The following is a 24,920-nucleotide window of genomic DNA, read 5'->3' on the forward strand; positions in this document are numbered from 1 at the left end:
CACTGATGCGGCTCCGGGGTCCCTCGTACGACTCGTAGGATCGGCCCCATGCCGAACACTCCCGGGGCCAAGGACGCTCCGCCGCCGCTTCCCGAACCGCTCGGGGTGCCGGTCGCCGACTCGCACACCCACCTGGACATGCAGGAGGGCACCGTCGAAGGGGCCCTGGAGAAGGCGGCCTCGGTCGGCGTCACGACCGTGGTCCAGGTGGGCTGCGACGTGAAGGGCTCACGCTGGGCCGCGGAGACGGCTGCCGCCTGGGAGAACGTGTGGGCCACGGTTGCCCTGCACCCCAACGAGGCCCCGCGCATCGTCCACGGTGACCCGGACGGCTGGTCCAGGCAGGGCGCGCGCGAGGCGGGCGGGGACGCCGCACTCGACGACGCGCTCGCCGAGATCGACCGGCTGGCCGCGCTGCCGCAGGTACGCGGCGTCGGTGAGACCGGCCTGGACTGCTTCCGCACCGGACCCGACGGGATGGCCGCGCAGGAGCGCTCCTTCCGGGCGCACATCGAGATCGCCAAACGGCACGGCAAGGCGCTCGTCATCCACGACCGCGATGCGCACGCCGATGTCCTGCGCGTCCTGCGCGACGAGGGCGCTCCCGAGCGCACCGTCTTCCACTGCTATTCGGGCGACGCCCAGATGGCTGAGGTCTGCGCCGCCGCGGGCTACTTCATGTCCTTCGCCGGCAACGTGACCTTCAAGAACGCCCAGCCGCTGCGCGACGCTCTCGCCGTCGCGCCGCTCGACCTCGTACTGGTCGAGACCGATGCGCCGTTCCTGACCCCGGCGCCCTACCGCGGACGGCCCAACGCGCCGTATCTCATTCCGGTCACCGTCCGTGCCATGGCCCAGGTGAGGGGCCTCGACGAGGACACCATGGCGGAGGCGATCGCCGTGAACACGGCTCGCGCGTTCGATTACTGAGTGAAGCCGCGTCGCTTGGGAGAGTGACGGTCGCTCCGCTAGTGTCCCGGCCCGCAGCGTCAGCCAGGCGGGACCGGACCACTGGAGCGAGCGTCGTGAGCAATGCGCAGGGCAGTCACCGGGCGGGGCGCGGGGGCGGCGGTCGCCGGGCCAGGACCGCGGAGCCGTACGAGCTGCATGAGCCCTACGAGGCGCATGAGTCGTACGTGCCCTACATGCCTTACGTGCCGCACGAGCCTGTGCCGCACGAGCCTGTGCCGCACGAGCCTGACCTGCCGCACGAGCCTGACGTGCCCTTCTCCGAGCAGGCGACCCTCCCGGTCACGCTCTCCGCCACCCTCCCCGACACCTTGCTGCCTCACCAGAGCACGCCGGGAGTGGGCGGCCGGGCCGAGGCCCGGCGGGCGGCCCGGCGGCGCAAGGCCGTCCAGGGGCCCGAGGGACTGCGCCGCCTCGTCCCGCAGGCGCTGGTCGTGGCGTTCCTGGCCGGCGGCACCTCGGCGTTCATCGTCCAGGACAAGGCGGTCCGGCTCACCGTCGACGGCGTCCCGCGCACCATGCACACCTTCGCCGACGACGTGGACGAACTGCTGGAGGACCAGGGGCTCGAGGTCGGCCGCCACGACATCGTCGCCCCTGCCCCCGACACCGAGCTCGCCCACGGTGACGAGGTAGTCGTCCGGTACGGCCGTCCCGTCTCGCTCACCCTCGACGGGCAGCGCCGCCGGGTGTGGACCACCGCCCGCACGGTCGACGGCGCACTGCGTCAGCTCGGGGTGCGCGCGGAGGGCGCGTACCTCTCCGCCTCGCGCTCCTCCCGGATCTCCCGCCACGGCCTCGCGCTGGACGTCCGTACCGAGCGCACGGTGACGTTCATGGCCGACGGCCGCGAACGCACCATCCGTACCAACGCGGCAACCGTGGCGGAGGCCCTCGGCCAGGCCGGCATCACCCTGCGCGGCCAGGACACCACGTCCGTGCCGCCCGGCTCCTTCCCGCGCGACGGTCAGACCGTCACCGTCATGCGGATCACCGGGACGAAGGAGGTCCGCGAGGAGCCCATCCGGTTCGCCGTCCGGCGGACCGAGGACGCGTCGCTCTTCACCGGTACGGAGGTGGTCGCACGCGCCGGCGTGCACGGCTCCCGGCGGGTCACCTACGCCCTGCGCACCGTCAACGGCGTGCGGCAGAAGCTGAGGAAGATCGCCGAAGAGGTGGTGCGGAAGCCGGTCACCCAGATCGTCCGCGTCGGCACCAAGGCCCGGCCGACGTCCGTCCAGGGCGCCGACGGGCTCAACTGGAGCGGGCTCGCCCGCTGTGAGTCGGGCGACCGCCCCGGCGCGGTCGACCCCTCGGGGACGTACGGCGGGCTGTACCAGTTCGACACCCGCACCTGGCAGGCCCTGGGGGGCAGCGGCCGGCCGCAGGACGCGAGCGCGAGCGAGCAGACGTACCGGGCGAAGAAGCTGTACGTACAAAGGGGAGCGAGCCCCTGGCCGCACTGCGGCCGGCTGCTGCATGGCTGAGACGACATCGACCCCGAGCGCGAGACCGCCGTGGTCAGCCGCTGCGCCGCGCCGGAAGGATCGCGGCGATGCCGCAGCCGAGGAGGCCGAGGAGGCCGAGGGCTGCGGCGCCCATGAGGGACAGGTGGAGGAGGGTGTCCGCGGTCTCGGGCTCGCCGTACGCGCGGTCGCCCAGGGCCCGGGCCTCGCCGGTGAAGGAGCGCCCGCCGTCGGAGCGGGGCAGGTCGTCGGCCTTGGCGTACAGAGTCCCGGTGACGGGCTTGCCGTCGGCGGTCCAGGTGGAGCCCTCACACTTGCCGCTGCGGGAGCCCCCGCCGCCGCGGCCGACAATGGTCTCGATGCTGCAGGAGCTGGGCAGTTGGACGGTGACGGGGGTGCCGAAGGCGTACGCGGCTCCCCAGCCCGTCGGCTTCTGGGAACTGCTGCCGAAGAAGAAGAACACCCCGACGGCGATGGCGGTGATGATGAGGCTGAGCACGGCCAGCCCCTTGATCGTGCTTCTGTCGCGTCGTTCCGTCACAGCTGCCCCCGCGTGATGTATGCATGCCAAAATCCGGGCGTTCCGCACCGTGGATTGGCCGGTTCTCGCCCCTGGATGTCGCGCGTTTGTACCGCGCCCGGCGCGCGGCTGTCAACGCCCCGGGTGCAGCCACCCAGAAGAAACTCGAACTGCTGGAGGCTGTTGATCTGCGGAGATTCCGTCTCGCCCGTCCCAGTCGCAACACGCTTTAGGCTTGACCGGTGAGCACCACTGAGCCTGAGCCCGACGTGTCCGCCGCCCTCCTGGGCCCCGCCGACATCCGCGAACTGGCCGCCGCCCTGGGCGTACGCCCCACCAAGCAGCGCGGCCAGAACTTCGTCATCGACGCCAACACGGTCCGGCGGATCGTGCGCACGGCGGGCGTGCGGCCGGACGACGTGGTCGTCGAGGTCGGGCCGGGGCTCGGCTCGCTGACGCTGGCGCTGCTTGAGGCGGCGGACCGGGTCGTCGCGGTCGAGATCGACGACGTACTGGCCGGTGCGCTGCCCGCGACCATCGCGGCCCGGCTGCCCGCCCGCGCGGACCGCTTCTCCCTCGTACACACCGATGCGATGCACGTCCAGGAACTGCCCGGCCCGCCGCCGACCGCGCTGGTCGCCAATCTCCCGTACAACGTGGCCGTGCCCGTCCTGCTGCACATGCTCGACCGCTTCCCGACCATCGACCGCACCCTGGTCATGGTCCAGGCGGAGGTGGCCGACCGGCTGGCGGCCAAGCCCGGCAACAAGGTGTACGGAGTGCCGTCGGTGAAGGCCAACTGGTACGCGGAGGTCAAGCGGGCCGGGGCCATCGGCCGCAACGTGTTCTGGCCGGCGCCGAATGTCGACTCGGGGCTCGTCGCGCTCGTACGCCGGACCGAACCGCTGAAGACCACCGCCACCAAGGCGGAGGTCTTCGAGGTCGTCGACGCGGCCTTCGCGCAGCGCCGCAAGACGCTCCGGGCCGCGCTCGCGGGATGGGCCGGATCGGCCCCCGCCGCCGAGGCGGCGCTGGTCGCGGCCGGGGTCTCGCCGCAGGCGCGGGGCGAGGCGCTGACGGTCGAGGAGTTCGCCCGTATCGCGGAGGCAGCGAAGTCCATGAAGGAGACGTCCGCGTGAGCGCGAGCATCACGGTCCGAGTGCCCGCCAAGGTCAATGTGCAGCTCGCGGTGGGCGGGGCACGCCCCGACGGCTTCCACGACCTGGCCAACGTCTTCCTCGCGGTGAGCCTGTACGACGAGGTCACGGTCACGCCCGCCCACTCGCTGCGGATCACCTGCTCCGGCCCGGACGCCGGCCAGGTCCCGCTGGACCGTACGAACCTGGCCGCGCGGGCGGCGGAGCTGCTGGCCGCACGCCACGGGCTCCGCCCCGACGTGCACCTCCACATCGCCAAGGACATCCCGGTGGCCGGCGGCATGGCCGGCGGCAGCGCGGACGGCGCGGGCGCGCTGCTCGCGTGCGACGCGCTGTGGGGCACGGGCGCCTCGCGGGCCGAACTCCTCGACATCTGCGCCGAGCTGGGCAGCGATGTGCCGTTCAGCCTGGTCGGGGGCGCGGCGCTCGGCACCGGCCGCGGCGAGCACCTGACCCCGCTGGAGGTCGGCGGCACCTTCCACTGGGTCTTCGCGGTGGCCGACGGCGGGCTGTCCACGCCCGCGGTGTACCGGGAGTTCGACCGCCTGAACGCGGGCACCGCAGTCCCGGCCCCCGAGGCGTCCCAGGCCCTGCTGACCGCCCTGCGCACCGGCGACCCCACCGCCCTGGCGGACGCCCTGGCCAACGACCTGCAACCGGCGGCGCTGTCGCTGCGCCCGTCGCTGGCGGACACCCTCGCGGCCGGCACGGCGGCGGGCGCCCTGGCGGCGCTGGTCTCCGGCTCCGGCCCGACGACGGCGTTCCTGGCGAAGGACGCGGACGCGGCCGAATCGGTGGCGAAGGCCCTGCTGTCGTCGGGGACCTGCCGCACGGCCCGAGTGGCATCGTCCCCGGCCGAGGGCGCGACGGTCGTGTCCCGGTGAATCCCGCTGTGAACCGGCGCGGCTTGGGCTGTACGCGGAGCGCAAGCCCTCCGGGAGGAAACCGATGACCGAACGCCCGCCTCTGCTGCCGGGCCGCTGATTCCGATGCCTGCCCTCACTCCGGCTGCCCTGCGTGCTGCGGTGGCCCAGATCGCTCCGGCGTACCTGCCCGCTTGTCGAGCATCTCGAATGGGCTGCGGAACAGAGTGCTGAGCAGAGCACCATCGCGCCACTGAGGGCGTTTCTCCCATGGTGGGGAGAATTCGTTGCCGTCCAGCGGATCCCCGTACGCGCGGCGCGGCTGCGACACCTGGAAGCCACCGCGGAGTGACCGAAGCAGCGGAGCTGAGTGATTGCCGGATCGTACGGCGATGCTGATCGCTGTGCGGATCAGCGCCCTCCGCCGTCGCGATGGCGCTGAGGGCCGGACGCGGTAATCCTGACCGTCGCACGGCGGGCGGCATGCGCGGTCGCGCCCAGCCCGGGGAGTCGGTCCATATCCGTTTCAGAAGCGTTGATGGCCGTCAGTTCAGTCAGTGTTGAGGCAGTCGTTCAAGTCTGCTAGTGGGTACCAACTCGCCAGCATCGGTTGCATGATGGAAAACCCGAGAGTGCTCGGCGTTGTGCGTCTCAGCGTCGTGCAGGACGACACCACATCCCCGGCGCGTCAGCGCCAGCACATCCAGCACTGGGCGGATACGCCCAACATCATGGGAACGATCGTGGGTTGGGCCGAGGACCTCGACGTGTCCGGCAGCCTGGACCCGTTCAAGCGTCCGGGTCTCGGGCCTTGGCTGGCCGAGCATGCCGACGAGTTTGACGTGTTGTGCGTCTGGAAGCTGGACAGACTCACGCGCCGGTCGCTGCACTTCTCACAGCTTCTGGAGTGGTGCGACAGGAACGGCAAGTTCATCGTCTCTACAAGCGAGGGGTTCGATCTCTCCACGCCCATGGGCAAGACGTTCGCCCGCATCATCGCCGCGTTCGCGGAAGGCGAGTGGGAAGCGATCCGGGCACGGAACATGGACGCTCAGCGCAAGTTGGTTGAAGACGGTGCTTGGCACGGTGGCCAGACACCCATGGGGTATGTCCTCGAACGACGCGAGGAGGGCGGGAAGGTCCTCGTTCAGGATGAGACGTACGGACCGCTGATGCGCCAGATCGTCAGGGACATCGAAGATGGAATGACGATGTACCGCATCTGCCGTGAACTCAACGAGAAGGGTGTTCCCTCATGGCGGGACCATCTGCGTCTGCGCGCCGGGCAGCCGTCCCGGAACGGGGAATGGCGCACAGGGCCACTTGAGAAGGCCCTCAAGAACCCCAGGATGACGGGAGTCCAGATGTTCCGAGGGCAGATCGTGGACGACGACGACGGCAACCCGCGGATGATCAACGATGAGCCGCTTCTGACGCTGAGCGAGTGGCACTCGGTGTTGTCGCGGCTGGAGGAGCGCTCTCCAGCGAACCGCGCTTCGCGCACGACCTACATGCTTTCTGGCATCGCCAAGTGCGGTAAGTGCGAGGGGCCGATGTACATCAAGGTCAGGCCGGCCAAGGGGAAGCCACGCGAGGAGGGTTACTACCACTACGTCTGCGGCAGAGCACATCGCGGAATCCAGTGCGACGGATCTGCCACCAGTCGCAAGGATGACCTTGAAGCGGTCATAGACGAAGCGCTCTTGACCCACCTTGGCCAATCCGAGGTGATGGTCAAGGCTGCTCAAGCCACGACTGATCACAGGGCGGAACTATCCGCTGTTCAGGGGCGTCTGGCGCGTCTCGAACGCGACTTCCTCAACGGGAGGTACGACGAGGAGGGACAGGAAGAGTCCTACTGGCGCATGCACAGGTCCTTGTCGGGAAAGGGATCACGCCTCAAGGAACTGGTCGCGAAAGCGCCGGAACAGAAGTACGTCGGCACGGGCAAGAAATTCGCCGAGATGTGGGCGGCGAAGGACGCCGAGGACCGGCGGGCGTTCCTGACACAGCACAAGGTGTCGGTAACCGTCTACAAGAGTCTCGTCGAATGGTCGCCCTTCTCGGCGGTGATTGAGCTCGGTGATCTCACGGCCATGGCCATGAGCGCTGGTCTCGCCATCACTGACAGTCCGGAGAATCAGAACGTGATCGTCGGCTACCAGATCCCTGCAAAGGGCGCACCGCGGTGGTTCACCAAGCGTTGGCCGATGTGGCATCAGGGAAACCCGTTCGTACTGCACGGCACGCAGGCAGACCGTCCAACCGTCCCCAAGCAGCGGGCAGTACGAGAGAGCACATCTCGTTGACGACGCCGTGAGTCCTTGTGAGGCTGCCCGCATGTGCGGCCCTTCGGATCGTGCAGCCTCGATGAGGCACAGCGAAGTGCCCCTCCTCTATCCTCCACCCGAAGGAACTCCGCCGAGGATGTCGAGATCGCATCGTCGGCTCCGTCCCTGGAGTGAATGCGCCAAGCTGGGTGCAACAGGAGACAAGGAGCTGGAGATGACCAGGTATCTGCTGGCCGTGACGTACCAGGACGGTGTCGACATGCCGCCGATGACGGAGCGAAAGCCCTAGGTCCTGTCCGATGGGTCAGGTAACTCACCTGTTGGCCGATCGTTGCGCTCGGTGTGGGGCGAGGTGATCTTTCTGATGACGAATGGGCTCGGCTGGAACCTCACCTGCCGAGGAGCGTGGGTCGGGGTGGACGGTGGCAGTGTCACCGCCGGGTGATCAACGGGATTCTGTTCCGGCAGCGGACCGGCCTGCCGTGGCGGGATCTGCCGTCCCGGTTTGGGAAGTGGAAGACGGTTCATGACCGTCATCGCAGGTGGTCAGCGGACGGCACGTGGGAGAGGATTCTGCGGGCCGTCCAGGCCGAGGCCGATGCCGAGGGCCGGATCGACTGGAGCATGGTGAGCGTGGACTCCACCTCCTGCCGGGCTCATCAGCACGCGGCAGGAGTCCGTTCCCGTTCACCGAGAATTGCCGGCAGACGCAGCAGGCCCGTGCATCACCGCCCCGACGAGGCTCTGGGCCGTTCACGAGGCGGATTGAACTGCAAGATCCACTTGGTGGGTGAGGGTGGGTTCCGCCCGCTCGCCTTCGTCATCACGCCCGGCCAGTGGGGCGACGCCCCGCAGCTGTTCCCGTGCTGGAACAGATCAGGGTTCCTCGGCCAGGAGGCGGACACCCACGTACTCGGCCCGACCACCTCGGGGGCGACAAGGCATACTCGTCCCGCCGTAACCGCCGTTACCTGCGGCAGCGCCAGGGCGGCCGCCCGACCGGCTTCGACAGAGCGATCTACCGTCGCCGCAACGAAGTGGAACGGACGATCAACAGGCTCAAGACTTTCCGCGCGGTCGCGACCCGTTACGACAAGAGGGCCTAGGTCTTTCATGGCACGGTGACCGTCGCCGCTATCCGCCTTTGGCTCCGCACTGGGTGAGGGCCCCCGCTCAGAGCTCCTTAGCCCGGGTAGTGGCGCTGAAGTTCGCTGAGCACGCGCTCGTCGGCGGCCCTGATGTCCCACAACGAGCTATCCACTTCGGTCAGGACGACAACCAGCCCGTCCTCGGCGAACCCACAAACCTCAGCGTCGATCAACTGGAACCCCGGGGTCGTCAGCGACAGCAGCGTCAACGTGTCCATACCGGACCCTGCGGACCATCGCTCCATCTCGACACAGCGAGGATCCACCATCTCGTCGATCTCAACGCGCCACGTCAGTCCCAGGCCGAAGCTGCCAAGCCGAACCAACAGTTCAGCAAGCGTCACGTAGTGACTTCCCTGCCAGGCAGGGAAGGTGATCCCCTTCATCCCTGCTTCTGCTTCGGCCGTATACCGCGACAAGCGATCCCCCGCGTTCGGCACCAAACGCTAGATGATCGATTCCAAGGGATCGGCTGAGCCGATCCGGGGCGGTCCCCACCGGCGCATGACACGGACCTTGATGATCCGCCGCTCGGTGCGGGTCGGAGTGCGCCGCGGGCTGTGATGAGGGCGCAAGGACAGGTCGGCCATGCCCGCCACGCCCCGCTCACGGTAGCGGTCGGCCCACCGCTGGGCCGTGGTCGGCGAGACCTGGAAACGTTCCGCAGCCCGCCGCAGGGTCCAGCCGTCCTCGACCACGCAGCGGGCCAGGCGCAGACGGCCGGTCTCGGTCAGGGGCGCATTACGGGGTCTTCGAACTTGAGCGGTGCAGTTCCGGTGCCTGCATTGACTGTCTGTCACAGTCTGTGATCGGCAGTGTGGTTGTCACCCCTGGATGCAGGACGCCCGTGGTCCTGGTTGATCATTTCTGTTCTCTACGCAGAAGGATCACTGGGGAGCCACGGGCTTGGTCAACGATACGACGTTGCTGTTGGACCTGGACGGGGTGTCCGTCATCCGGGTCGAGCGGCTTGAGAACGGTACGCGCCGAGTCCATCTGGCCACGGCGGACACCTCGGCCAGAGCCTGCCCGGTGTGCGGGGTCTTCGCGTCCCGGGTGAAGGGGGCGGCGACCACCCGGCCGCGTGATCTCCCCTACGGAGAGCACCCCCTGGAGTTCTTGTGGCACAAACGCCGCTGGTGGTGCCGGGAGGCGTCCTGTCCTCGGAAGTCGTTCACCGAGCAGATCCCGCAGATACCGGCCGGGGCCCGGTTGACCGAGCGGTTGCGGTGTGCGGCCGGACGCCAGGTCCGCGATGCCGGCTCCACCGTCGTGCAGGCCGCCCGCGACCTCGGCCTGTCCTGGCCGGTGGTGATGGATGCCTTCCGCACCGCCGCTGCGACCGTGACCGAGGCACCGCTGCCCGAGGTTTCGGTGCTGGGCATCGACGAGACCCGGCGCGGCCGCACCTGCTGGGAACAGGATCCCGACACCGGGAAGTGGCAGCTGACGCGGGACCGCTGGCACACCGGGTTCGTCGACGCGCTCGGCACCGGCGGGTTGCTCGGCCAAGTCGAGGGCCGCACCGCCGCCGACGTCCTGGCCTGGCTGTCCACCACGCCCCTGACCTGGCGCAAGACCATCCACCATGTCGCCATCGACATGTCGGCCACCTACCGGGCCGCGATCCGCACCCTCCTTGCCCTGGCCCGCACCGGCGCCGACCGCGAACAAGTACGCCATGCCCGATGGAAGTTCCTGACCTGGTGCGCGGACTCCGACATCCCCGAAGTCCGCACCCTCGCCGCCACCGTCGACCGCTTGTGGCCCGAGATCGCCGCGTTCATCGACACCGGTCACAGCAACGCCAAGAGCGAGGGCATCAACCGCGTGATCAAGCTCGTCGCCCGCAACGCGTTCGGGTTCCGCAACGCCGACAGCCAACGTCTACGGACACGCTGCGTCACCACCCGCCGCGCCCGCGGACACCTCCGCACCGCTCAACTTCGAAGACCCGCATTACGGTGGGCCATGAGGGCCTCTCTGGGACCCGGTGCAGATGTCGCAATCCACACCGAGCCAGAAGGCCCTCACCCATTTCAAGATCTCCTAGCGGAGACTTGCATCACCGTCCACAACCTCCCGGGTCAGAACACCTAGGGCGCCTGCCGCGCAGAGTCGGCGACCATGGGATCCTTGACATGTAGGTATGGGTCACGGCGCGCGGTCGTGCCAGATCAAGGCTAGGAGCGGTTCCGGTGGCGCGTGCCCTTTTGTCACTCGAAATGGTCAGCAAGGTGTACGGCACCCGTACCCTGCTCGACGGCATCTCCCTCGGCGTGTCCGAGGGGGACAGGATCGGTGTCGTGGGCCGCAACGGTGACGGCAAGACGACCCTCATCCGGATGCTCGCGAAGCTGGAGGAGGCCGACAGCGGCCGGGTCACCCACAGCGGCGGACTGCGCCTCGGGGTGCTCACCCAGCACGATTCGCTCGACCCCGCCGCGACCATCCGGCACGAGATCATCGGCGACCTCGCCGACCACGAGTGGGCCGGCAACGCCAAGATCCGCGATGTGCTCATCGGCCTCTTCGGCGGGCTGGACCTGCCCGGCTTCGGGCACGGGCTGGACACCGTGATCGGCCCGCTCTCCGGCGGTGAGCGCCGCCGGATCGCGCTCGCCCAGCTGCTGATCGCCGAGCAGGACCTGGTCGTCCTCGACGAGCCGACGAACCACCTCGACGTCGAGGGCATCGCCTGGCTGGCCCAGCATCTCCAGGCGCGCCGCTCGGCGCTGGTCTGCGTCACCCACGACCGCTGGTTCCTCGACCAGGTGTGCACCCGGATGTGGGACGTCCAGCGGGGGGATGTGCACGAGTACGAGGGCGGCTACAGCGACTATGTGTTCGCCCGCGCCGAGCGTGAGCGCATCGCCGCCACCGAAGAGGTCAAGCGGAAGAACCTGGTCCGCAAGGAGCTGGCCTGGCTGCGGCGCGGCGCTCCGGCCCGGACCAGCAAGCCGCGCTTCCGCGTGGAGGCGGCCAACGAGCTGATCGCGGACGTGCCGCCGCCCCGGGACACCGCCGAGCTGATGAAGTTCGCGAACTCGCGCCTGGGCAAGACGGTCTTCGACATGGAGGACGTGACGGTCCAGGCCGGGCAGAAGGTGCTGCTCAAGCACCTCACCTGGCAGCTCGGCCCGGGCGACCGGGTCGGCCTCGTCGGCGTGAACGGCGCGGGCAAGACCTCGCTCCTGCGGGCGCTGGCCGAGGCCGCCCGTACCCAGGGCGACGAACAGCCCGTGGCCGGCAAGATCGCGGTCGGCAGGACCGTGAAGCTCGCCTACCTCTCGCAGGAGGTCGGCGAACTCGACCCGTCGCTGCGCGTGCTGGAGGCGGTCCAGCGGGTGCGCGACCGGGTGGACCTCGGCAAGGGCCGCGAGATGACGGCAGGCCAGCTGTGCGAGCAGTTCGGCTTCTCCAAGGAGAAGCAGTGGACGCCCGTCGGCGACCTCTCGGGCGGCGAGCGGCGCCGGCTGCAGATCCTGCGTCTGCTGATGGACGAGCCGAACGTCCTCTTCCTCGACGAGCCGACGAACGACCTCGACATCGAGACGCTGACCCAGCTGGAGGACCTGCTCGACGGCTGGCCGGGCTCGTTGATCGTCATCAGCCACGACCGGTTCTTCATCGAGCGGACCACCGACAAGGTGATGGCGCTGCTCGGCGACGCGTCGCTGCGGATGCTGCCGCGCGGACTCGACGAGTACCTGGAGCGCCGCCGACGGATCGTCGAGTCCGCGACGCCCGCTCCGGCGGCCGCGGCCGCGGCCGCGTCGGCTCCGGCGAAGGAGAAGCCGGCCGGGGACGCACGGGCGGCGAAGAAGGAACTGCAGAAGATCGAGCGGCAGCTGAACAAGCTTTCCGACCGCGAGACCATCCTGCACGCCCAGATCGCCGACAACGCCACCGACTTCGAGAAGGTGGCGAAGCTGGACGCGGAACTGCGTGAACTGATCGTCGGGCGCGACGAGTTGGAGATGCGCTGGCTGGAGCTTGCGGAGAGGCAGTGATGGCGCGGTAACAAGGCCATCACGGGCCGGTCCTCCCTTGGGAACAGGGGCTGGACCGGCCCTTCCGGTATGGGGGCGGAGTGATAGAAAGAACTCCCGCTCGACTGACGTAAATCTGCGGGATCCATGCCCGATTCGCTCCTTTCCGGCGGTGTTTCGCCGCCGGAATTGCGGGGGAGGCCGGTCGGGCAGCGGACCCCGCGTGAAGAGGTAAGTGCTGATGAGTCAGCCACCCAACCAGCCACCGCAGGGGGGCTTCGGCGCGCCCCAGGATCCCCAACAGGGGGTCCCCACGCCTCCGGCGCAGCCTCCGCAGATGCCGCCGGCCCCGCCGGCCCAGCCCGGTTACGGCTATCCGCAGGCACCGCAGCCCGGTTACGGCTACCCGCAGGGCGCACCGCCCGCCGGGGACAACCCGTACGCGCAGCAGCAGCCCGGCCCCTACGGCCGGCCCGGTCCGTACGGCGGCCAGCAGCAGCCCGGTCCGTACGGCGGCGGGCAGGCGCCCGGTCCGTACGGCCAGCAGGGCCCGTACGGCTACCCGCCCCAGCAGTTCCCGGGCGTCCCGGCGCCGGCCGGCGGCGGCAGGAACCCCTTCAAGGGCAAGCCCGCGCTCATTATCATCGCCGCGGCGGTGGCCGGCCTGCTCGTGATCGGCGGCGGCGCCTACGCGTTGGCCGGCGGCGGCGACGAGGACGACAAGCCGAAGGCCGGCAAGAGCCAGGACGCGAAGCCGAGCAGCTCGCCCAGCGTCGACGAGGGCGACGGCAGTGGCGACGGCGAGCAGACCAACGAGGGCCTCAACGCAGGGCGCAAGCCGGGCGAGGACAAGGTCCTGTGGCTGAAGACGAACGACATCGACGTGCCCGGCAGTGGCGCCGACGCACTCGGCATGTGGTTCGCGGGCGATGTGGTCGCCAAGGTCTCGTACAAGTCGGTCACCGCGTACGGCGTCGCCGACGGCCGGAAGAACTGGTCCGTCCCGTTCACCGGCGACATCTGCGGAGCGCCCCGGCAGACCACCACGGACGGCAAGGTCGTGGTCGGCTTCAAGGACGGCACCTCCAAGGACGCCGACTGCAACCAGCTCAAGATGATCGACCTCAAGACCGGCAAGGAGGGATGGACGAAGGAGGTCCCCAAGGAGGGCGCCTTCGACATCATGACCCAGCTGGAGTTGGCGATCAGCGGGGACACCGTCACCGCCAGCCGGATGGGCCCGTCCAGCGCCTTCCGGGTCAGCGACGGCACGAAGCTGTTCGGCAAGACATCCGGCCCGTGCACCCCCGCCTCGTTCGCGGGCGGCGCGAGGCTGATCGCCGTCGAGACGTGCACCAAGTCCGAGACCGAGCAGGTCGAGGAGTTCGACCCGGTGACCGGCAAGGCCAAGTGGACGTTCAAGGTCCCCAAGGGCTGGACGGTCAGAAAGGTCTACTCCGTCACCCCGCTCGTCCTCTACATGACGAACAAGGACAAGAACCAGTGGAACGTCACCACGTTCAAGACTGACGGCAGGGTCCGCTCGCAGCTCGAGACCAAGGACAGCTTCCAGCCCGACTGCGGATTCTCCGTCCTCGACCGCGACCTGCAGGGCTGCATCGGCGCGGTGGCCGACGCCAACACGCTCTACCTGCCGACCGAGCCGAAGTCGGGCGGAAGCGGCGGCCGTTCCAACGAGATCGTCGCCTTCGACCTCAACACCGGCAAGGCCAAGTGGCGTTCAGCGGCCGGCGAGGGCCGCACGATGATGCCGCTCAAGGCGGAGGGCGGAAGCCTCGTGGCGTACCTGGAGCCGACGTACGACAAGGGCGGCTCGGTCGCGAGCATCGCCGCGGGCGGCGGCAACCCGAAGGTGCTGCTTCAGCACCCCGAGGCGGCCTCCGACATCGAGGACTCCTTCTTCTCGAAGCAGGTCGACTACGTGGACGGCCGGTTCTTCATCTCGACCACCCGGCTCTCGGGCAAGGACGACGCCGAGGAGAAGCTCATGATGGCCTTCGGCAAGTGAGTCCGCTGAACACGTCCCACGAGCACTCCGACCCCGTCCCCCACTTCCCTTCCTCAGAGGTACGACCGCGATGACTCAGCCGCCCCAGCCGCCCCCACCGCCCAACGAGCCGCCGCAGGGAGGGTTCGGCGCGCCCCAGGACCCCCCGCCGGGAGGGTTCGGCGCGCCGCAGCAGCCACCGGCGTACGGCTATCCGCAGGCTCCTCCGCCCCGCGGGCCCGGTTACGGCTATCCGCAGGCGCCGCAGCCCGGTTACGGCTACCCGCAGCAGCCGCCCCAGCAGCAGCCGGGGTACGGCTACCCGGCCGCGCCGCCGCCACCGACTCCGCCCGGCGGCGGCTCCGGCGGTGGCGGCAAGAAGATCAACGCCCAGATGATGATCATCATCGCGGCGGCCGTCGCGGTGGCGCTGATCATCGTCGGCGGCGTCTGGTACGCGTCGGGCAAGGACGACAACAGCAGCGGCAAGGACGAGTCCAAGGGCACCTCGGGCTCGACCGAGGGCGGCAAGGACGGCAAGGGCAGAGATAGCCCCGCCTTCGGGGGCGAGGGCAAGGAGAAGGCCCCGGCCGACCCCAAGTCCACGGTCGCCTTCCAGGTGCCGCACCCCAAGGTCACCGACCTGACCACGGTGGAAGGCTCCTGGGTCACCGACACGGTGTACGCGAAGAGCGGCGTCAGCCAGGTCGTCGGCTACGACCCGGTCAAGGGAACCCAGAAGTGGGTCATCCCGCTGCCGGGCAACGTCTGCGCCGCGACGAAGCACGTCACCCAGGACAACAAGACGGCGATCGCGTTCGAGGCCGCCAAGCGGACCGCCGCCGAGAAGTACCAGCGGTGCACCGAGGTCGGCGTGATCGACCTCAACGCGGGCGAGCTGCTGTGGAGCAAGTCCACGAAGGGGGCCAACGGCGGGGACCAGAAGGTCGACTTCAAGGAGGTCACCATCGGTGGCCCGACCGTCGCCGCGGGCGGCACCAGCGGCGGGGCCGCATGGAACCTCGCGGACGGCGCGCCCCGCTGGGTGCCGAAGATCGATCCCGAGGACTGCTACGACATGGGGTACGCCGGTGGCGAGGCCCTGGCCACGGTCCGCAAGTGCGGCCCGTACGAGAACCGGTACCTCGTCGTCCAGGCCCTGGACCCGGCCACCGGCGCGCCGCTGTCCTCGTACAAGATGTCGGCCGGCATCGAGTGGGCGAGCATCGTCTCCAGCAAGCCGCTGGTGGTGGCGGCCGACGTCGGCGACAGCGCGGGTGACGGCAGCGGCATCTCGGACTTCTTCTCGATCGACGAGAAGACCGGCAAGCTGCGCAGCAAGATCACGGTCGACGCCGACCGGTACGCCGCCCAGTGCGCGAGCACCGAGGTCGAGTCCTGCCAGAAGGTCGTGGTCGGCAACGGCCGGATCTATGTGCCGACCGAGGAGCACGAGGGCGCCGGCGAGTACAGCAGGACGAACGAGATCGTCTCCTTCGACCTGACCACCGGTAAGGCCACCACCGACCGGGCGGACGCGGGCGACCGCTACACGATGTCCCCGCTGCGGATGGACGGCGGCAACATCATCGCGTACAAGTCGCCCCCCTACGACGAGGGCGGACAGATCGTCAGCATCGACGGCCGTGCGCTCAAGCAGACCGTGTTGATGGAGAACCCGGGGGACAAGGCCGTCCGTTCCGCGGAGACCAGCTTCTCGCTGAACCACGCGGAGCTCCGCTACGCGAACGGCCGGATGTACCTCTCCGAGATCCTGATCAGCAAGCCGACGGACAGCACGCAGAAGGACTACCTCGTGGTCGCCTTCGGGACCGGCTGACCCGGCGGACCCGGCGGACCAGGGCAGACCCGGCCTGACCCCGGCAGGCCCCGTACCGGGAGAGCCTGGAATGACGGAGAATTCGGCATTCTGGGGGCTTCCACCCGGTAACGGGCGCGCAAAGTCGAACAAGCGTGTAGCTTGCCGGGTCAGGAGGGCCGGGGGGCCTGCTCCTGGGGGATGGGGGGTTCGATGGGAGTGCGGCTCATGGTGGTCGACGACCACCGTCTGCTGGCCGAGGCGCTCGCCTCGGCACTGAAACTGCGCGGGCACCGAGTGCTCGCCGCGGCCGCGCCCACCTCGGGCGCCGCCGAGCTGGTGGTGAGCCGGGCGCCGGAGGTGTGCCTGTTCGGTACGGCGACCCCGGCCGAACCGGGCGCCTTCGAGCCGATCGTACGGATCAAACGCGACCGGCCCCAGGTGGCCGTGGTGGTGCTGGGGCCGGTGCCCAGCCCGCGCGGGATCGCCGCGGCCTTCGCCGCCGGCGCCTGCGGGTACGTACGCCACGACGAGCGCATCGAGGGGGTCGAGCGCGCCATGGTGAAGGCCCGGACCGGCGAGGCCGCGGTCGCGCCACAGCTGTTGCAAGGCGCCTTCGCCGAGCTGCTCAACCCGGCCGTCCAGCCGGACGACGAGGGCACCCGGCTGCTGCGGATCCTGACGCCGCGCGAGGTGGAGGTGCTGGTCAGGGTCGCGGACGGCGAGGACACCCGGCTGATCGCCGCCGGCATGGGGATCGCCCCGAGCACGGCCCGGACACACGTCCAGCGGGTGCTGATGAAGCTGGGCGTCGGGTCCCGGCTGGAGGCCGCGGCGCTCGCGGCGCGCACCGGGCTGCTGGACCGGGTGGCCACCGGCCCGGTGGCCGACTGAACACGCACGACCGCATGACCTCTGCATGACCTGAGCGGTACGGGAGACGGCTTCCCGTACCGCTCAGCCGTATGCCCGGGCCCCCGGCCGGCCGCGTGTGCACCACCATTGACGCGTGCTGTTGGGTTGTGGTTCTTTGCGTGTGGTTTTGTTGAGTCGGTCGGTGTGTGAGGAGTGCTCGGGTGAAGAAGACGTCGGTCCAGCTCGCGGACGGCCGAGAGCTGATCTACTTCGACGCCCGCGACGACGCCGTACGCGACGCAGTCGACCCGCGGCCTCTCGAAGCCGTTTCGACCACCTCCGAGATCCGCCACGACCCGCTCCTCGGCGACGCGGTCGCCATCGCCTCGCACCGGCAGACCCGCATCCACCACCCGCCCGCCGACGCCTGCCCGCTCTGCCCGTCCCACGACGGCCGGCACAGCGAGATCCCCGCCCCGGACTACGACGTCGCCGTCTTCGAGAACCGCTTCCCCTCCCTCGCCGGCGACTCCGGCCGCTGTGAGGTCGTCTGCTTCACCTCCGACCACGACGCCTCGTTCGCCGACCTCACCGAGGAGCAGGCGGCGCTGGTCCTGGAGGCCTGGACCGACCGCACCGCGGAACTGGCCGGACTCCCGGAGGTCAAGCAGGTGTTCTGTTTCGAGAACCGCGGCGCGGAGATCGGGGTCACCCTCGGCCACCCGCACGGACAGATCTACGCGTACCCCTTCACCACCCCCCGCACCGCGCTGATGCTGCGCTCGCTCGCCGCGCACACGGAGGCGACCGGCGGCCGGAACCTCTTCGACGACGTCGTCGCGCGCGAGCGCGCCGAGGGGAAGCGGGTGGTGCTGGAGGGCCGGCACTGGGTCGCCTTCGTCCCGTACGCCGCGCACTGGCCGTACGAGGTGCACCTCTACCCCCAGCGGCGGGTCCCCGACCTGCGTGCCCTCGACGACGCGGCGCGCGCGGAGTTCCCCCAGATCTATCTGGAGCTGCTGAGGCGGTTCGACCGGATCTTCGGGCCCGGGGAGCCTCCGACGCCGTACATCGCCGCCTGGCATCAGGCGCCGTTCGGCCCGCTGGAGGACTTCGGCGTCGACCGGCAGGATTTCGCCCTTCACCTTGAGCTTTTCACCATCCGGCGTACTTCCGGCAAGCTGAAGTTCCTCGCGGGCTCCGAATCCGGCATGAACGTGTTCATCAACGATGTGCCGCCCGAGGCCGCGGCCGAGCGACTGCGAGAGGTAGCGAGCAAGTGAGCGCAAAGTACCTGGTCACGGGCGGTGCGGGATATATCGGCAGTGTGGTGGCGGCGCATCTTCTGGAGGCCGGCCACGAGGTGACCGTCCTCGACGATCTCTCCACCGGATTCCGGGAAGCGGTCCCGGCCGGTGCCGCGTTCATCGAGGGCCGCATCCAGGACGCCGCCGAATGGCTGGATCCCTCGTACGCGGGGGTGCTGCACTTCGCGGCCTTCTCGCAGGTCGGCGAGTCCGTCGTCAACCCTGAGAAGTACTGGGTCAACAACGTCGGCGGGACCATGGCCCTGCTGGCCGCCATGCGCGGCGCCGGGGTGCGCACGCTCGTCTTCTCCTCCACCGCGGCGACCTACGGCGAACCGGTCTCCACGCCGATCACCGAAGCCGCCGCCACCGTGCCGACCAGCCCGTACGGCGCCTCCAAGCTCGCCGTCGACCACATGATCACGGGCGAGTGTGCGGCGCACGGACTGGCCGCCGCCTCCCTGCGGTACTTCAACGTGGCCGGCGCGCACGGGGCGTACGGGGAGCGTCACACCCCCGAGTCGCACCTCATCCCGCTCGTCCTCCAGGTCGCCCAGGGCAGGCGCGAGGCCATCTCCGTGTACGGCGACGACTACCCCACCCCCGACGGCACCTGCGTCCGCGACTACATCCATGTCGCGGACCTCGCCGAGGCGCACCTCCTCGCCCTGGACGCCGTGGTCACCGGCGAACACCTGATCTGCAACCTCGGCAACGGCAACGGCTTCTCGGTCCGCGAGGTCATCGAGACCGTCCGCAAGGTCACCGGCCACCCGATCCCGGAGACCGCCGCCCCGCGCCGCGCCGGCGACCCGGCCGTGCTCGTCGCCTCCGCCGAGACGGCCCGGCAGAAGCTCGGCTGGCAGCCCTCGCGCGCCGACCTGGCCGATATCATCGAAGACGCCTGGGCGTTCGCCCGACGGACGGACAGTGAGACGTGAGGATCGCCGAGGACTTCGCAGCGCTCTACGGGACGGCCCCCGAGGGCATATGGGAGGCACCCGGCCGGGTGAACCTGATCGGTGAGTACACCGACTTCAACGGCGGTTTCGTGATGCCGCTGGCCCTCCCGCACACCGCCGTCGCCGCCGTCTCGCGCCGTACGGACGGAGTCCTGCGCCTCCACTCGGCGGACATGGACGGCGGCGTGGTCCAGCTGCGCGTCGACGAACTGGCCCCGCTCTCGGGGGCGGGCTGGGCTGCGTACCCGGTGGGTGTGGTCTGGGCGCTGCGGGAGGCCGGCCACGCCGTCACCGGCGCCGACATCCACCTGACGTCCACCGTGCCGACGGGCGCGGGCCTGTCCTCGTCCGCCGCGCTGGAGGTGGTCACCGCCCTCGCCCTGAACGACCTGTACGAACTGGGCCTGAGCCGAGAGCAGTTGGCGGTCACGGGACAGCGCGCCGAGAACGCCTTCGTCGGCGTCCCGTGCGGGATCATGGACCAGACGGCCTCGGCCTCCTGCACGGACGGTCACGTCCTGCACCTCGACACCCGCGACCTCAGCCGGCGACAGATCCCGTTCGACCTGGCCGGCCGCGGACTGCGGCTGCTGGTCGTCGACACCCGCGTGAAGCACGCGCTCGGCGACGGCGCGTACGCGGAGCGGCGCGCCGGGTGCGAGGCGGGTGCGCGGGCGCTCGGCGTGCGCGCGCTGCGCGAGGTCGCCCACGTGCAACTGCCCGATGCCCTCGCCTGTTTGAGCGACGAGACGGTACGACGCTATGTGCGGCACGTGGTCACCGACAACCACCGGGTCGGACAGGTGGTCGCGCTGCTCGACGCGGGAGACGTCCGCGCCGTCGGGCCGGTGCTGACTGAGGGCCACTCCTCGCTCCGGGACGACCTCCGGGTCTCCTGTCCCGAGCTGGACCTGGTGGTGGCCGCCGCGAACGCGGCGGGCGCGCTGGGCGCCCGGATGACGGGCGGCGGCTTCGGCGGCTCCGCGATCGTCCTGGTCGAGGCGGCGGAGGCGGACATGGTGGCCAAATCCGTCACCGAGGCATTCTCCGCCGCGGGGTACTCGGCTCCGCGGATCTTCCCGGCGGTTCCGTCGGCGGGTGCACGCAGACTCACACACGGGTTCGCGCCCGGTCTCACACACGGGCTCAAGTGAAAAGTTCTTTGTCGACTTCTGTCTCTTTGTGAAACTTCCGGCACACCACAAACATCCTGGCCAACCAGTTCTGCGATTCACCTTCCGCTCCCCGCCGCCGCCCGTAGGCTGATGCACAGCACCGGTGGGGGCCGGTGTTGATTCAGGGGTAGCGACAGTCGGGTACGACGCCCGGGGTGAGGTGGCAGTCGAAGTACGGCGGCGGCCGTGCGACTGCGGTTCACCCGTCTCCGGGCGCCGTACCCGTGCCGGTCTGTTCCCCGATGCATGGGGGTGTCTGTGGTTCGTATCCGTGTTCTCGTGGTGGACGATCACCGCATCTTCGCCGAGTCACTGGCGGCCGCCCTGGCCGCCGAGCCCGACGTGGACGTGTCCGCGGCCGGCAGCGGCCCCGCCGCGCTGCGCTGCATGGACCGGTCGGTGGCCGAAGGGCGCAGATTCGATGTCCTGCTGGTCGACGCCGACCTCGGCAGCTCGGCGGGCACGCATGCGGTGCCCGACGCGGGCAGCGAGGACGGCGTGGTGGACGGCATCTCGCTGGTGGCCGGGGTGCGTTCGGCCCAGCCCGCGGTCCGTACGGTCGTACTCGCCGAGCGGGACGACCCGCGCCGGGCCGCGCTCGCCCTGCAGGCCGGAGCGTCCGGCTGGGTGGCCAAGGACTGCTCGCTGTCCCGGCTGCTCGCCGTGATCCGGGGCGTGCTGCGCGAGGAGACGCATCTGCCGCCGGCCCTGCTCACGGGCGTACTGCGGGAGTTGACCGCGGCGCGCAAGCACCGCACGGAGAGCGAGCGGCTCGTCGAGTCGCTGACCCCGCGCGAGCGGGAGGTGCTGTGCTGCATGGTGGCCGGCCTGAACCGCAAGGATGTGGCGTCCCGGCTGTTCCTCTCGCCGCACACCGTCCGTACGCATATGCAGAACGTGCTGGGAAAGCTCGGCGTGCACTCGACGCTGGCCGCGGTCGCACTGGCCCGCCGCGCGGGCGTCCGGCCGGTCGACCTAGCCGGGGATGTTGTCGAACGGAGCAGTCAGTTGGCGTAGCAGTCCGGCCAGCTCGCCGCGCTGCGCGCGGGAGAGCTCGGCGAGGATCGCGCGCTCCTGGGCGAGCAGCCCGGCCAGCGCCTGGTCGGCCCGGTCGCGGCCCTCGGGGGTGAGCCGCACCAGCACGCCGCGCCGGTCGCTGGGGTCGGGCAGCCGCTCGACCAGGCCCTTCTTGGCGAGCCGGTCGATGCGGTTGGTCATGGTCCCCGAGGTGACCAGTGTCTGGGTGAGCAGTTGGCCGGGGGAGAGCTGGTACGGGGCTCCGGCGCGCCGCAGCGAGGTGAGCACGTCGAACTCCCAGGGCTCCAGGCTGTGCTCGGAGAACGCGAGCCGGCGGGCCCGGTCGAGATGGCGGGCGAGCCGGCTGACGCGGCTGAGCACCTCGAGTGGCTCCACGTCGAGGTCCGGGCGCTCGCGGCGCCATGCTGCGACCAGTCGGTCGACCTCGTCCTCCATGACGATCAGTGTAAGGGGTCTGTCGATATGAAGTCTCTTGACATCAAGATATATTTTGCTGGACTATTGGGCAGGCAGGGGCCGGAACCTGGTTCCGCTTCTGCAAGCAGCGCCAGCAAGGGGGCTCGAACATGCATTCCGAATCCGTGTCGTCTGCGCCATCAGCGTCAGCTGCGCCCACCTGGGACCCGCAGCAGTACCTGCGTCACTCCGGCCATCGCACCCGGCCGTTCCTGGATCTTCTCGCCCGCATACCCGAACTGCCGTCCACCGGCCGCCGGCCGTCGCGTATCGCCGACCTCGGCTGCGGCCCCGGCAACGTCACCAAACTCCTCGCGGACCGCTGGCCGGACGCCCACATCACCGGCTTCGACCTGTCGCCCGAAATGCTCGCGCAGGCGCAGAAGCAGTACGCCGGCACCACACCCGGCGGCGGCTGGCTCGACTTCCGTCCGGCGGACGCGGCGCACTGGACGCCGGAGGAACCGTACGACCTGATCGTCTCCAACGCCGCCCTCCAGTGGGTGCCCAACCACCCCGAGTCGTTCCCCATCTGGCTCGACGGCCTCAAGCCGGGCGGCACGTTCGCCTTCCAGATCCCCGGCAACTTCAACGCGCCGAGCCACGCGCTCCTCGGCGAACTGTGCGACGCCCCGCAGTGGCGCGACCGGCTCGAGGGCCACGGCCGCCGCTTCGTACACATCCTCGACCCCGACGAGTACCTGATGCGGCTCACGGACCTCGGCTGCGAGGCCGACGCCTGGGAGACGACCTACCTGCAACTCCTGCGCGGCCAGGACCCGGTGCTCGACTGGGTCAAGGGCACCGCCCTGCGGCCGGTCCTCACCGCCCTGGAGGGCGACGAGGCGGCGACGGAGGAGTTCCTCGCCCAGTACCGCGACCTGCTCCGCAAGGCCTACCCGCCGGGCCCGCGGGGCACGGTCTTCCCGTTCCGCCGGATCTTCGCCGTCGCCCGGAAGGTGTCGTGATGCTGGTCGCCGTCGACCATGTGCAGCCGGCCGCTCCGCCGGGCTCCGAGGATGACCTGCGCGCGTACTACGCGGACATCCTCGGCATGACCGAACTGCCCAAGCCGCCGGTCCTGGCGGCCCGCGGCGGCTGCTGGTTCGCGGCCGGCCCGGTCCAGCTGCACCTTGGCATCGAATCCGCCTTCGTCCCGGCCGGAAAGGCCCACCCGGGACTGCGGGTCAAGGACATCGAGGCGTACGCGGAACGCCTGGCGTCCCGCGGCGCGAAGGTGGTCTGGGACGACAACCTGCCGGGCCACCGCCGCTTCTACTCACAGGACCCGGTGGGAAACCGCCTCGAATTCCTGGAGCCGGCGCCCTGACCCCCACCCGATCGGTTGATCATCTGCCGGTCCGGCGCACTGGGGCGCCACGCATGCGTAGCGTCCCGGTGTCACCTGTGCCCGTAGACCGACGCCGCTGCCTTAAGGCAGACGCCGGCATTGCGGTGTGGTCGCCGCGCTCTCGCCTCAGCGGCTGGGCTGTAACCGGCACCGGCGCCCTCTGCTGACGTGGGTACACCTGATGTTGCCTGCTTCAGCCCGATATGATGCATTTTGTGATCACGCCCGGGCGGCTGCGCCGCCGTCGTCCTCCCTACGGCGGCCGGTGGGAAGCTGCCCTGCTGTCACCGGTGATCCTTACCGTCCTCATCGCCGGCCTGGCGTTCTCCACACCGAGGGAGATCGCCTTCAGCCGCCTCCTGCCCGCAGCACCCGCCCTCGCCGCCGCGATGTGGCCCGTACTCCCCACGATCCTGCTGGGGACGTTCTGCCTGCTGGTCATGATCGGCCTCAGCTTCGTCTACACCGACCTGGGGACGCCATACACGGCGGCTGCGATCGTCGCGGTCACCTTGGCGGCCGCATATGCAAGCCATGTCCGACTCCAGCGGGAGGAGACACTCTTCCACGTCCGGCTCGTCGCCGACGCAGCCCAGAAGGTGCTGCTACGCCCCCTGCCGCGCCGCATCGCGGACGTCGAGATCGAGTCGCTGTATCTGGCGGCCCAGGAGCAGGCCCGGATCGGCGGCGACTTCTATGAGGCGGCCGACACGCCGTACGGGGTCCGGCTGCTCATCGGCGATGTACGCGGCAAGGGCCTGCCCGCGGTGGGGGCGGCCTCGACGGTGATCAGCTGCTTCAGGGAGGCCGCGTACGACGAGCCCGACCTGAGGGGCATCATCCATCGCCTGGAGACCAGTATCTGCCGCTACAGCGCCGCTTTCCCCGGCCAGGACCTGCCGGAGCGCTTTGCTACCGCTATTCTCGCCGAGATCCCGCACGGCGGCGGCCACGTCAGACTTCTCAACTGCGGGCACCCCCCGCCGCTGCTCATGCACCACGGGGGGATCCGCGTCCTGGAGCCCACCGCCCCCTCGCCGCCCCTCAACCTCGCGACGCTCATCGGAAACCGCTACTGCGTCGACACCGTCACCTTCGCCCCGGGCGACCAGCTGCTGCTCTACACCGACGGCGTAACGGAGACCCGGGACCGCACCGGCGAGTTCTTCCCACTGCCGGACTGGATACGGGGGCAAGGCCCGGCGCCGCCCCGCGAACTGCTCGACCGGCTTCACCGGGACCTGCTCCACTACAGCGGCGGAAGGCTCGACGACGACATCGCGGCCCTCGCCGTGCGGTACCAGAACACCCGGTCCCAGGTCAAGCAGTTCGGAGTCGACTGAGACGCCAGTTCTTTCCTGATACCGGACACCGCAGGTCGATGACATAACCGCGAGGGGTAGGAAGCTGCTGCTGATTGAGTGTCCATGAGTGTCTATTGCATGTCATGAGTAGCGTATGATCTCGCTTATGAACCTGACGGAATGGGCACGTGCACAGGGCATCGCCCCTCGTACCGCGTACCGCTGGTTCCGTGAGGGCA

General features: G+C 69.8%; 21 protein-coding genes and 2 pseudogenes. 19 read left to right on the top strand and 4 right to left on the bottom strand.

What is annotated here, in order from left to right:
• Positions 1-48 precede the first annotated feature (48 nt).
• Together NLX86_RS20755 and NLX86_RS20760 are read left to right on the top strand one after the other, a co-directional pair.
• Entirely contained in the window at positions 49-930 is an 882-nt protein-coding gene (locus NLX86_RS20755; RefSeq protein ID WP_254373237.1) for a TatD family hydrolase, read from the top strand.
• Positions 931-1,145: 215 nt separating this feature from the next.
• Positions 1,146-2,456: a resuscitation-promoting factor gene (locus NLX86_RS20760; RefSeq protein ID WP_254373261.1), complete on the top strand. Its 1,311-nt coding sequence runs from the start codon at positions 1,146-1,148 to the stop codon at positions 2,454-2,456.
• A 34-nt stretch (positions 2,457-2,490) separates the two neighbouring features.
• On the opposite strand, the gene NLX86_RS20765 is transcribed toward NLX86_RS20760, so the two are convergent.
• Entirely contained in the window at positions 2,491-2,976 is a 486-nt protein-coding gene (locus tag NLX86_RS20765) for a hypothetical protein (protein WP_254373238.1), read from the bottom strand.
• Positions 2,977-3,197: 221 nt separating this feature from the next.
• On the opposite strand from NLX86_RS20765, the gene rsmA reads away from it, so the two are divergent.
• From rsmA to NLX86_RS20790, 5 genes and pseudogenes are all read left to right on the top strand, one after another.
• Entirely contained in the window at positions 3,198-4,094 is an 897-nt protein-coding gene (rsmA, locus tag NLX86_RS20770; protein WP_254373239.1) for a 16S rRNA (adenine(1518)-N(6)/adenine(1519)-N(6))-dimethyltransferase RsmA, read from the top strand.
• Entirely contained in the window at positions 4,091-4,996 is a 906-nt protein-coding gene (locus NLX86_RS20775) for a 4-(cytidine 5'-diphospho)-2-C-methyl-D-erythritol kinase (RefSeq protein ID WP_254373240.1), read from the top strand. Before rsmA ends, NLX86_RS20775 begins: the two co-directional genes overlap by 4 nt.
• Before the next feature lie 593 nt (positions 4,997-5,589).
• Positions 5,590-7,284: a recombinase family protein gene (locus NLX86_RS20780; protein ID WP_254373241.1), complete on the top strand. Its 1,695-nt coding sequence runs from the start codon at positions 5,590-5,592 to the stop codon at positions 7,282-7,284.
• Between the two features lie 118 nt (positions 7,285-7,402).
• The gene (locus NLX86_RS20785) at positions 7,403-7,555 is read left to right on the top strand and encodes a hypothetical protein (protein ID WP_254373242.1); all 153 of its coding nucleotides are present in this window, start codon (positions 7,403-7,405) and stop codon (positions 7,553-7,555) included.
• A 53-nt stretch (positions 7,556-7,608) separates the two neighbouring features.
• Positions 7,609-8,372, top strand: a pseudogene (locus NLX86_RS20790) (IS5 family transposase).
• Between the two features lie 77 nt (positions 8,373-8,449).
• On the opposite strand, the gene NLX86_RS20795 reads toward NLX86_RS20790, so the two are convergent.
• On the bottom strand, positions 8,450-8,800 hold the full coding sequence (locus NLX86_RS20795) for a hypothetical protein (protein ID WP_254373243.1): 351 nt from the start codon (positions 8,798-8,800) through the stop codon (positions 8,450-8,452).
• 93 nt (positions 8,801-8,893) lie between these two features.
• Positions 8,894-9,214, bottom strand: a pseudogene (locus tag NLX86_RS20800) (leucine zipper domain-containing protein); the annotation flags it as partial.
• A gap of 106 nt (positions 9,215-9,320) precedes the next feature.
• Here NLX86_RS20800 and NLX86_RS20805 point away from each other — a divergent pair.
• The 9 genes from NLX86_RS20805 (at position 9,321) to NLX86_RS20845 (ending at position 21,549) form a co-directional block, all read left to right on the top strand.
• Positions 9,321-10,514 carry a transposase gene (locus NLX86_RS20805; protein WP_254373244.1) on the top strand — a complete coding sequence of 398 codons (1,194 nt, stop codon included), beginning with the start codon at positions 9,321-9,323 and terminating at the stop codon, positions 10,512-10,514.
• 125 nt (positions 10,515-10,639) lie between these two features.
• Positions 10,640-12,427, top strand: a complete 1,788-nt coding sequence (locus NLX86_RS20810) for an ABC-F family ATP-binding cassette domain-containing protein (protein WP_302061570.1) — start codon at positions 10,640-10,642, stop codon at positions 12,425-12,427.
• A 316-nt stretch (positions 12,428-12,743) separates the two neighbouring features.
• Positions 12,744-14,435, top strand: a complete 1,692-nt coding sequence (locus NLX86_RS20815) for a PQQ-binding-like beta-propeller repeat protein (RefSeq protein ID WP_308409619.1) — start codon at positions 12,744-12,746, stop codon at positions 14,433-14,435.
• Positions 14,436-14,505: 70 nt separating this feature from the next.
• Complete coding sequence (locus NLX86_RS20820; RefSeq protein WP_254373247.1) at positions 14,506-16,254, top strand: PQQ-binding-like beta-propeller repeat protein; 1,749 nt, start codon at positions 14,506-14,508, stop codon at positions 16,252-16,254.
• A 192-nt stretch (positions 16,255-16,446) separates the two neighbouring features.
• Positions 16,447-17,127, top strand: coding sequence for a LuxR C-terminal-related transcriptional regulator (locus NLX86_RS20825; RefSeq protein ID WP_254373248.1), 681 nt, complete (start codon positions 16,447-16,449; stop codon positions 17,125-17,127).
• A 182-nt stretch (positions 17,128-17,309) separates the two neighbouring features.
• On the top strand, positions 17,310-18,371 hold the full coding sequence (gene galT, locus NLX86_RS20830) for a galactose-1-phosphate uridylyltransferase (RefSeq protein ID WP_254373249.1): 1,062 nt from the start codon (positions 17,310-17,312) through the stop codon (positions 18,369-18,371).
• The gene (gene galE, locus NLX86_RS20835) at positions 18,368-19,336 is read left to right on the top strand and encodes a UDP-glucose 4-epimerase GalE (RefSeq protein ID WP_254373250.1); all 969 of its coding nucleotides are present in this window, start codon (positions 18,368-18,370) and stop codon (positions 19,334-19,336) included. The genes galT and galE overlap by 4 nt, the downstream gene beginning before the upstream one ends.
• Positions 19,333-20,511, top strand: a complete 1,179-nt coding sequence (gene galK / locus NLX86_RS20840; RefSeq protein WP_254373251.1) for a galactokinase — start codon at positions 19,333-19,335, stop codon at positions 20,509-20,511. The genes galE and galK overlap by 4 nt, the downstream gene beginning before the upstream one ends.
• A 279-nt stretch (positions 20,512-20,790) precedes the next feature.
• A complete protein-coding gene (locus tag NLX86_RS20845) occupies positions 20,791-21,549 on the top strand; it encodes a response regulator transcription factor (RefSeq protein ID WP_254373252.1) in 759 nt (252 codons plus the stop codon).
• On the opposite strand, the gene tamR is transcribed toward NLX86_RS20845, so the two are convergent.
• Entirely contained in the window at positions 21,508-22,005 is a 498-nt protein-coding gene (tamR, locus tag NLX86_RS20850) for a MarR family transcriptional regulator TamR (RefSeq protein ID WP_254373253.1), read from the bottom strand. The two genes, NLX86_RS20845 and tamR, sit on opposite strands and share 42 nt — an antisense overlap.
• Before the next feature lie 131 nt (positions 22,006-22,136).
• Between tamR and NLX86_RS20855 the strand changes: the two genes are divergently transcribed.
• From NLX86_RS20855 to NLX86_RS20865, 3 genes are all read left to right on the top strand, one after another.
• Complete coding sequence (locus tag NLX86_RS20855; protein WP_254373254.1) at positions 22,137-22,994, top strand: trans-aconitate 2-methyltransferase; 858 nt, start codon at positions 22,137-22,139, stop codon at positions 22,992-22,994.
• Positions 22,994-23,356 carry a VOC family protein gene (locus NLX86_RS20860; RefSeq protein ID WP_254373255.1) on the top strand — a complete coding sequence of 121 codons (363 nt, stop codon included), beginning with the start codon at positions 22,994-22,996 and terminating at the stop codon, positions 23,354-23,356. Before NLX86_RS20855 ends, NLX86_RS20860 begins: the two co-directional genes overlap by 1 nt.
• Before the next feature lie 236 nt (positions 23,357-23,592).
• Positions 23,593-24,720 carry a PP2C family protein-serine/threonine phosphatase gene (locus NLX86_RS20865; RefSeq protein WP_254373256.1) on the top strand — a complete coding sequence of 376 codons (1,128 nt, stop codon included), beginning with the start codon at positions 23,593-23,595 and terminating at the stop codon, positions 24,718-24,720.
• Positions 24,721-24,920 lie beyond the last annotated feature (200 nt).

It is taken from the genome of Streptomyces sp. A3M-1-3 (assembly GCF_024213665.1).
In the GTDB taxonomy this organism is placed as follows: domain Bacteria; phylum Actinomycetota; class Actinomycetes; order Streptomycetales; family Streptomycetaceae; genus Streptomyces.

Coding starts and splice junctions, on each gene's coding strand:
- NLX86_RS20755 (WP_254373237.1), top strand. CDS start 49: ATGCCGAACACTCCCGGGGCCAAGGACGCTCCGCCGCCGCTTCCCGAA.
- NLX86_RS20760 (WP_254373261.1), top strand. CDS start 1,146: ATGCCTTACGTGCCGCACGAGCCTGTGCCGCACGAGCCTGTGCCGCAC.
- NLX86_RS20780 (WP_254373241.1), top strand. CDS start 5,590: ATGATGGAAAACCCGAGAGTGCTCGGCGTTGTGCGTCTCAGCGTCGTG.
- NLX86_RS20785 (WP_254373242.1), top strand. CDS start 7,403: ATGTCGAGATCGCATCGTCGGCTCCGTCCCTGGAGTGAATGCGCCAAG.
- NLX86_RS20795 (WP_254373243.1), bottom strand. CDS start 8,800: ATGAAGGGGATCACCTTCCCTGCCTGGCAGGGAAGTCACTACGTGACG.
- NLX86_RS20810 (WP_302061570.1), top strand. CDS start 10,640: ATGGTCAGCAAGGTGTACGGCACCCGTACCCTGCTCGACGGCATCTCC.
- NLX86_RS20815 (WP_308409619.1), top strand. CDS start 12,744: ATGCCGCCGGCCCCGCCGGCCCAGCCCGGTTACGGCTATCCGCAGGCA.
- NLX86_RS20820 (WP_254373247.1), top strand. CDS start 14,506: ATGACTCAGCCGCCCCAGCCGCCCCCACCGCCCAACGAGCCGCCGCAG.
- NLX86_RS20825 (WP_254373248.1), top strand. CDS start 16,447: ATGGGAGTGCGGCTCATGGTGGTCGACGACCACCGTCTGCTGGCCGAG.
- tamR (WP_254373253.1), bottom strand. CDS start 22,005: ATGGAGGACGAGGTCGACCGACTGGTCGCAGCATGGCGCCGCGAGCGC.
- NLX86_RS20855 (WP_254373254.1), top strand. CDS start 22,137: ATGCATTCCGAATCCGTGTCGTCTGCGCCATCAGCGTCAGCTGCGCCC.
- NLX86_RS20860 (WP_254373255.1), top strand. CDS start 22,994: ATGCTGGTCGCCGTCGACCATGTGCAGCCGGCCGCTCCGCCGGGCTCC.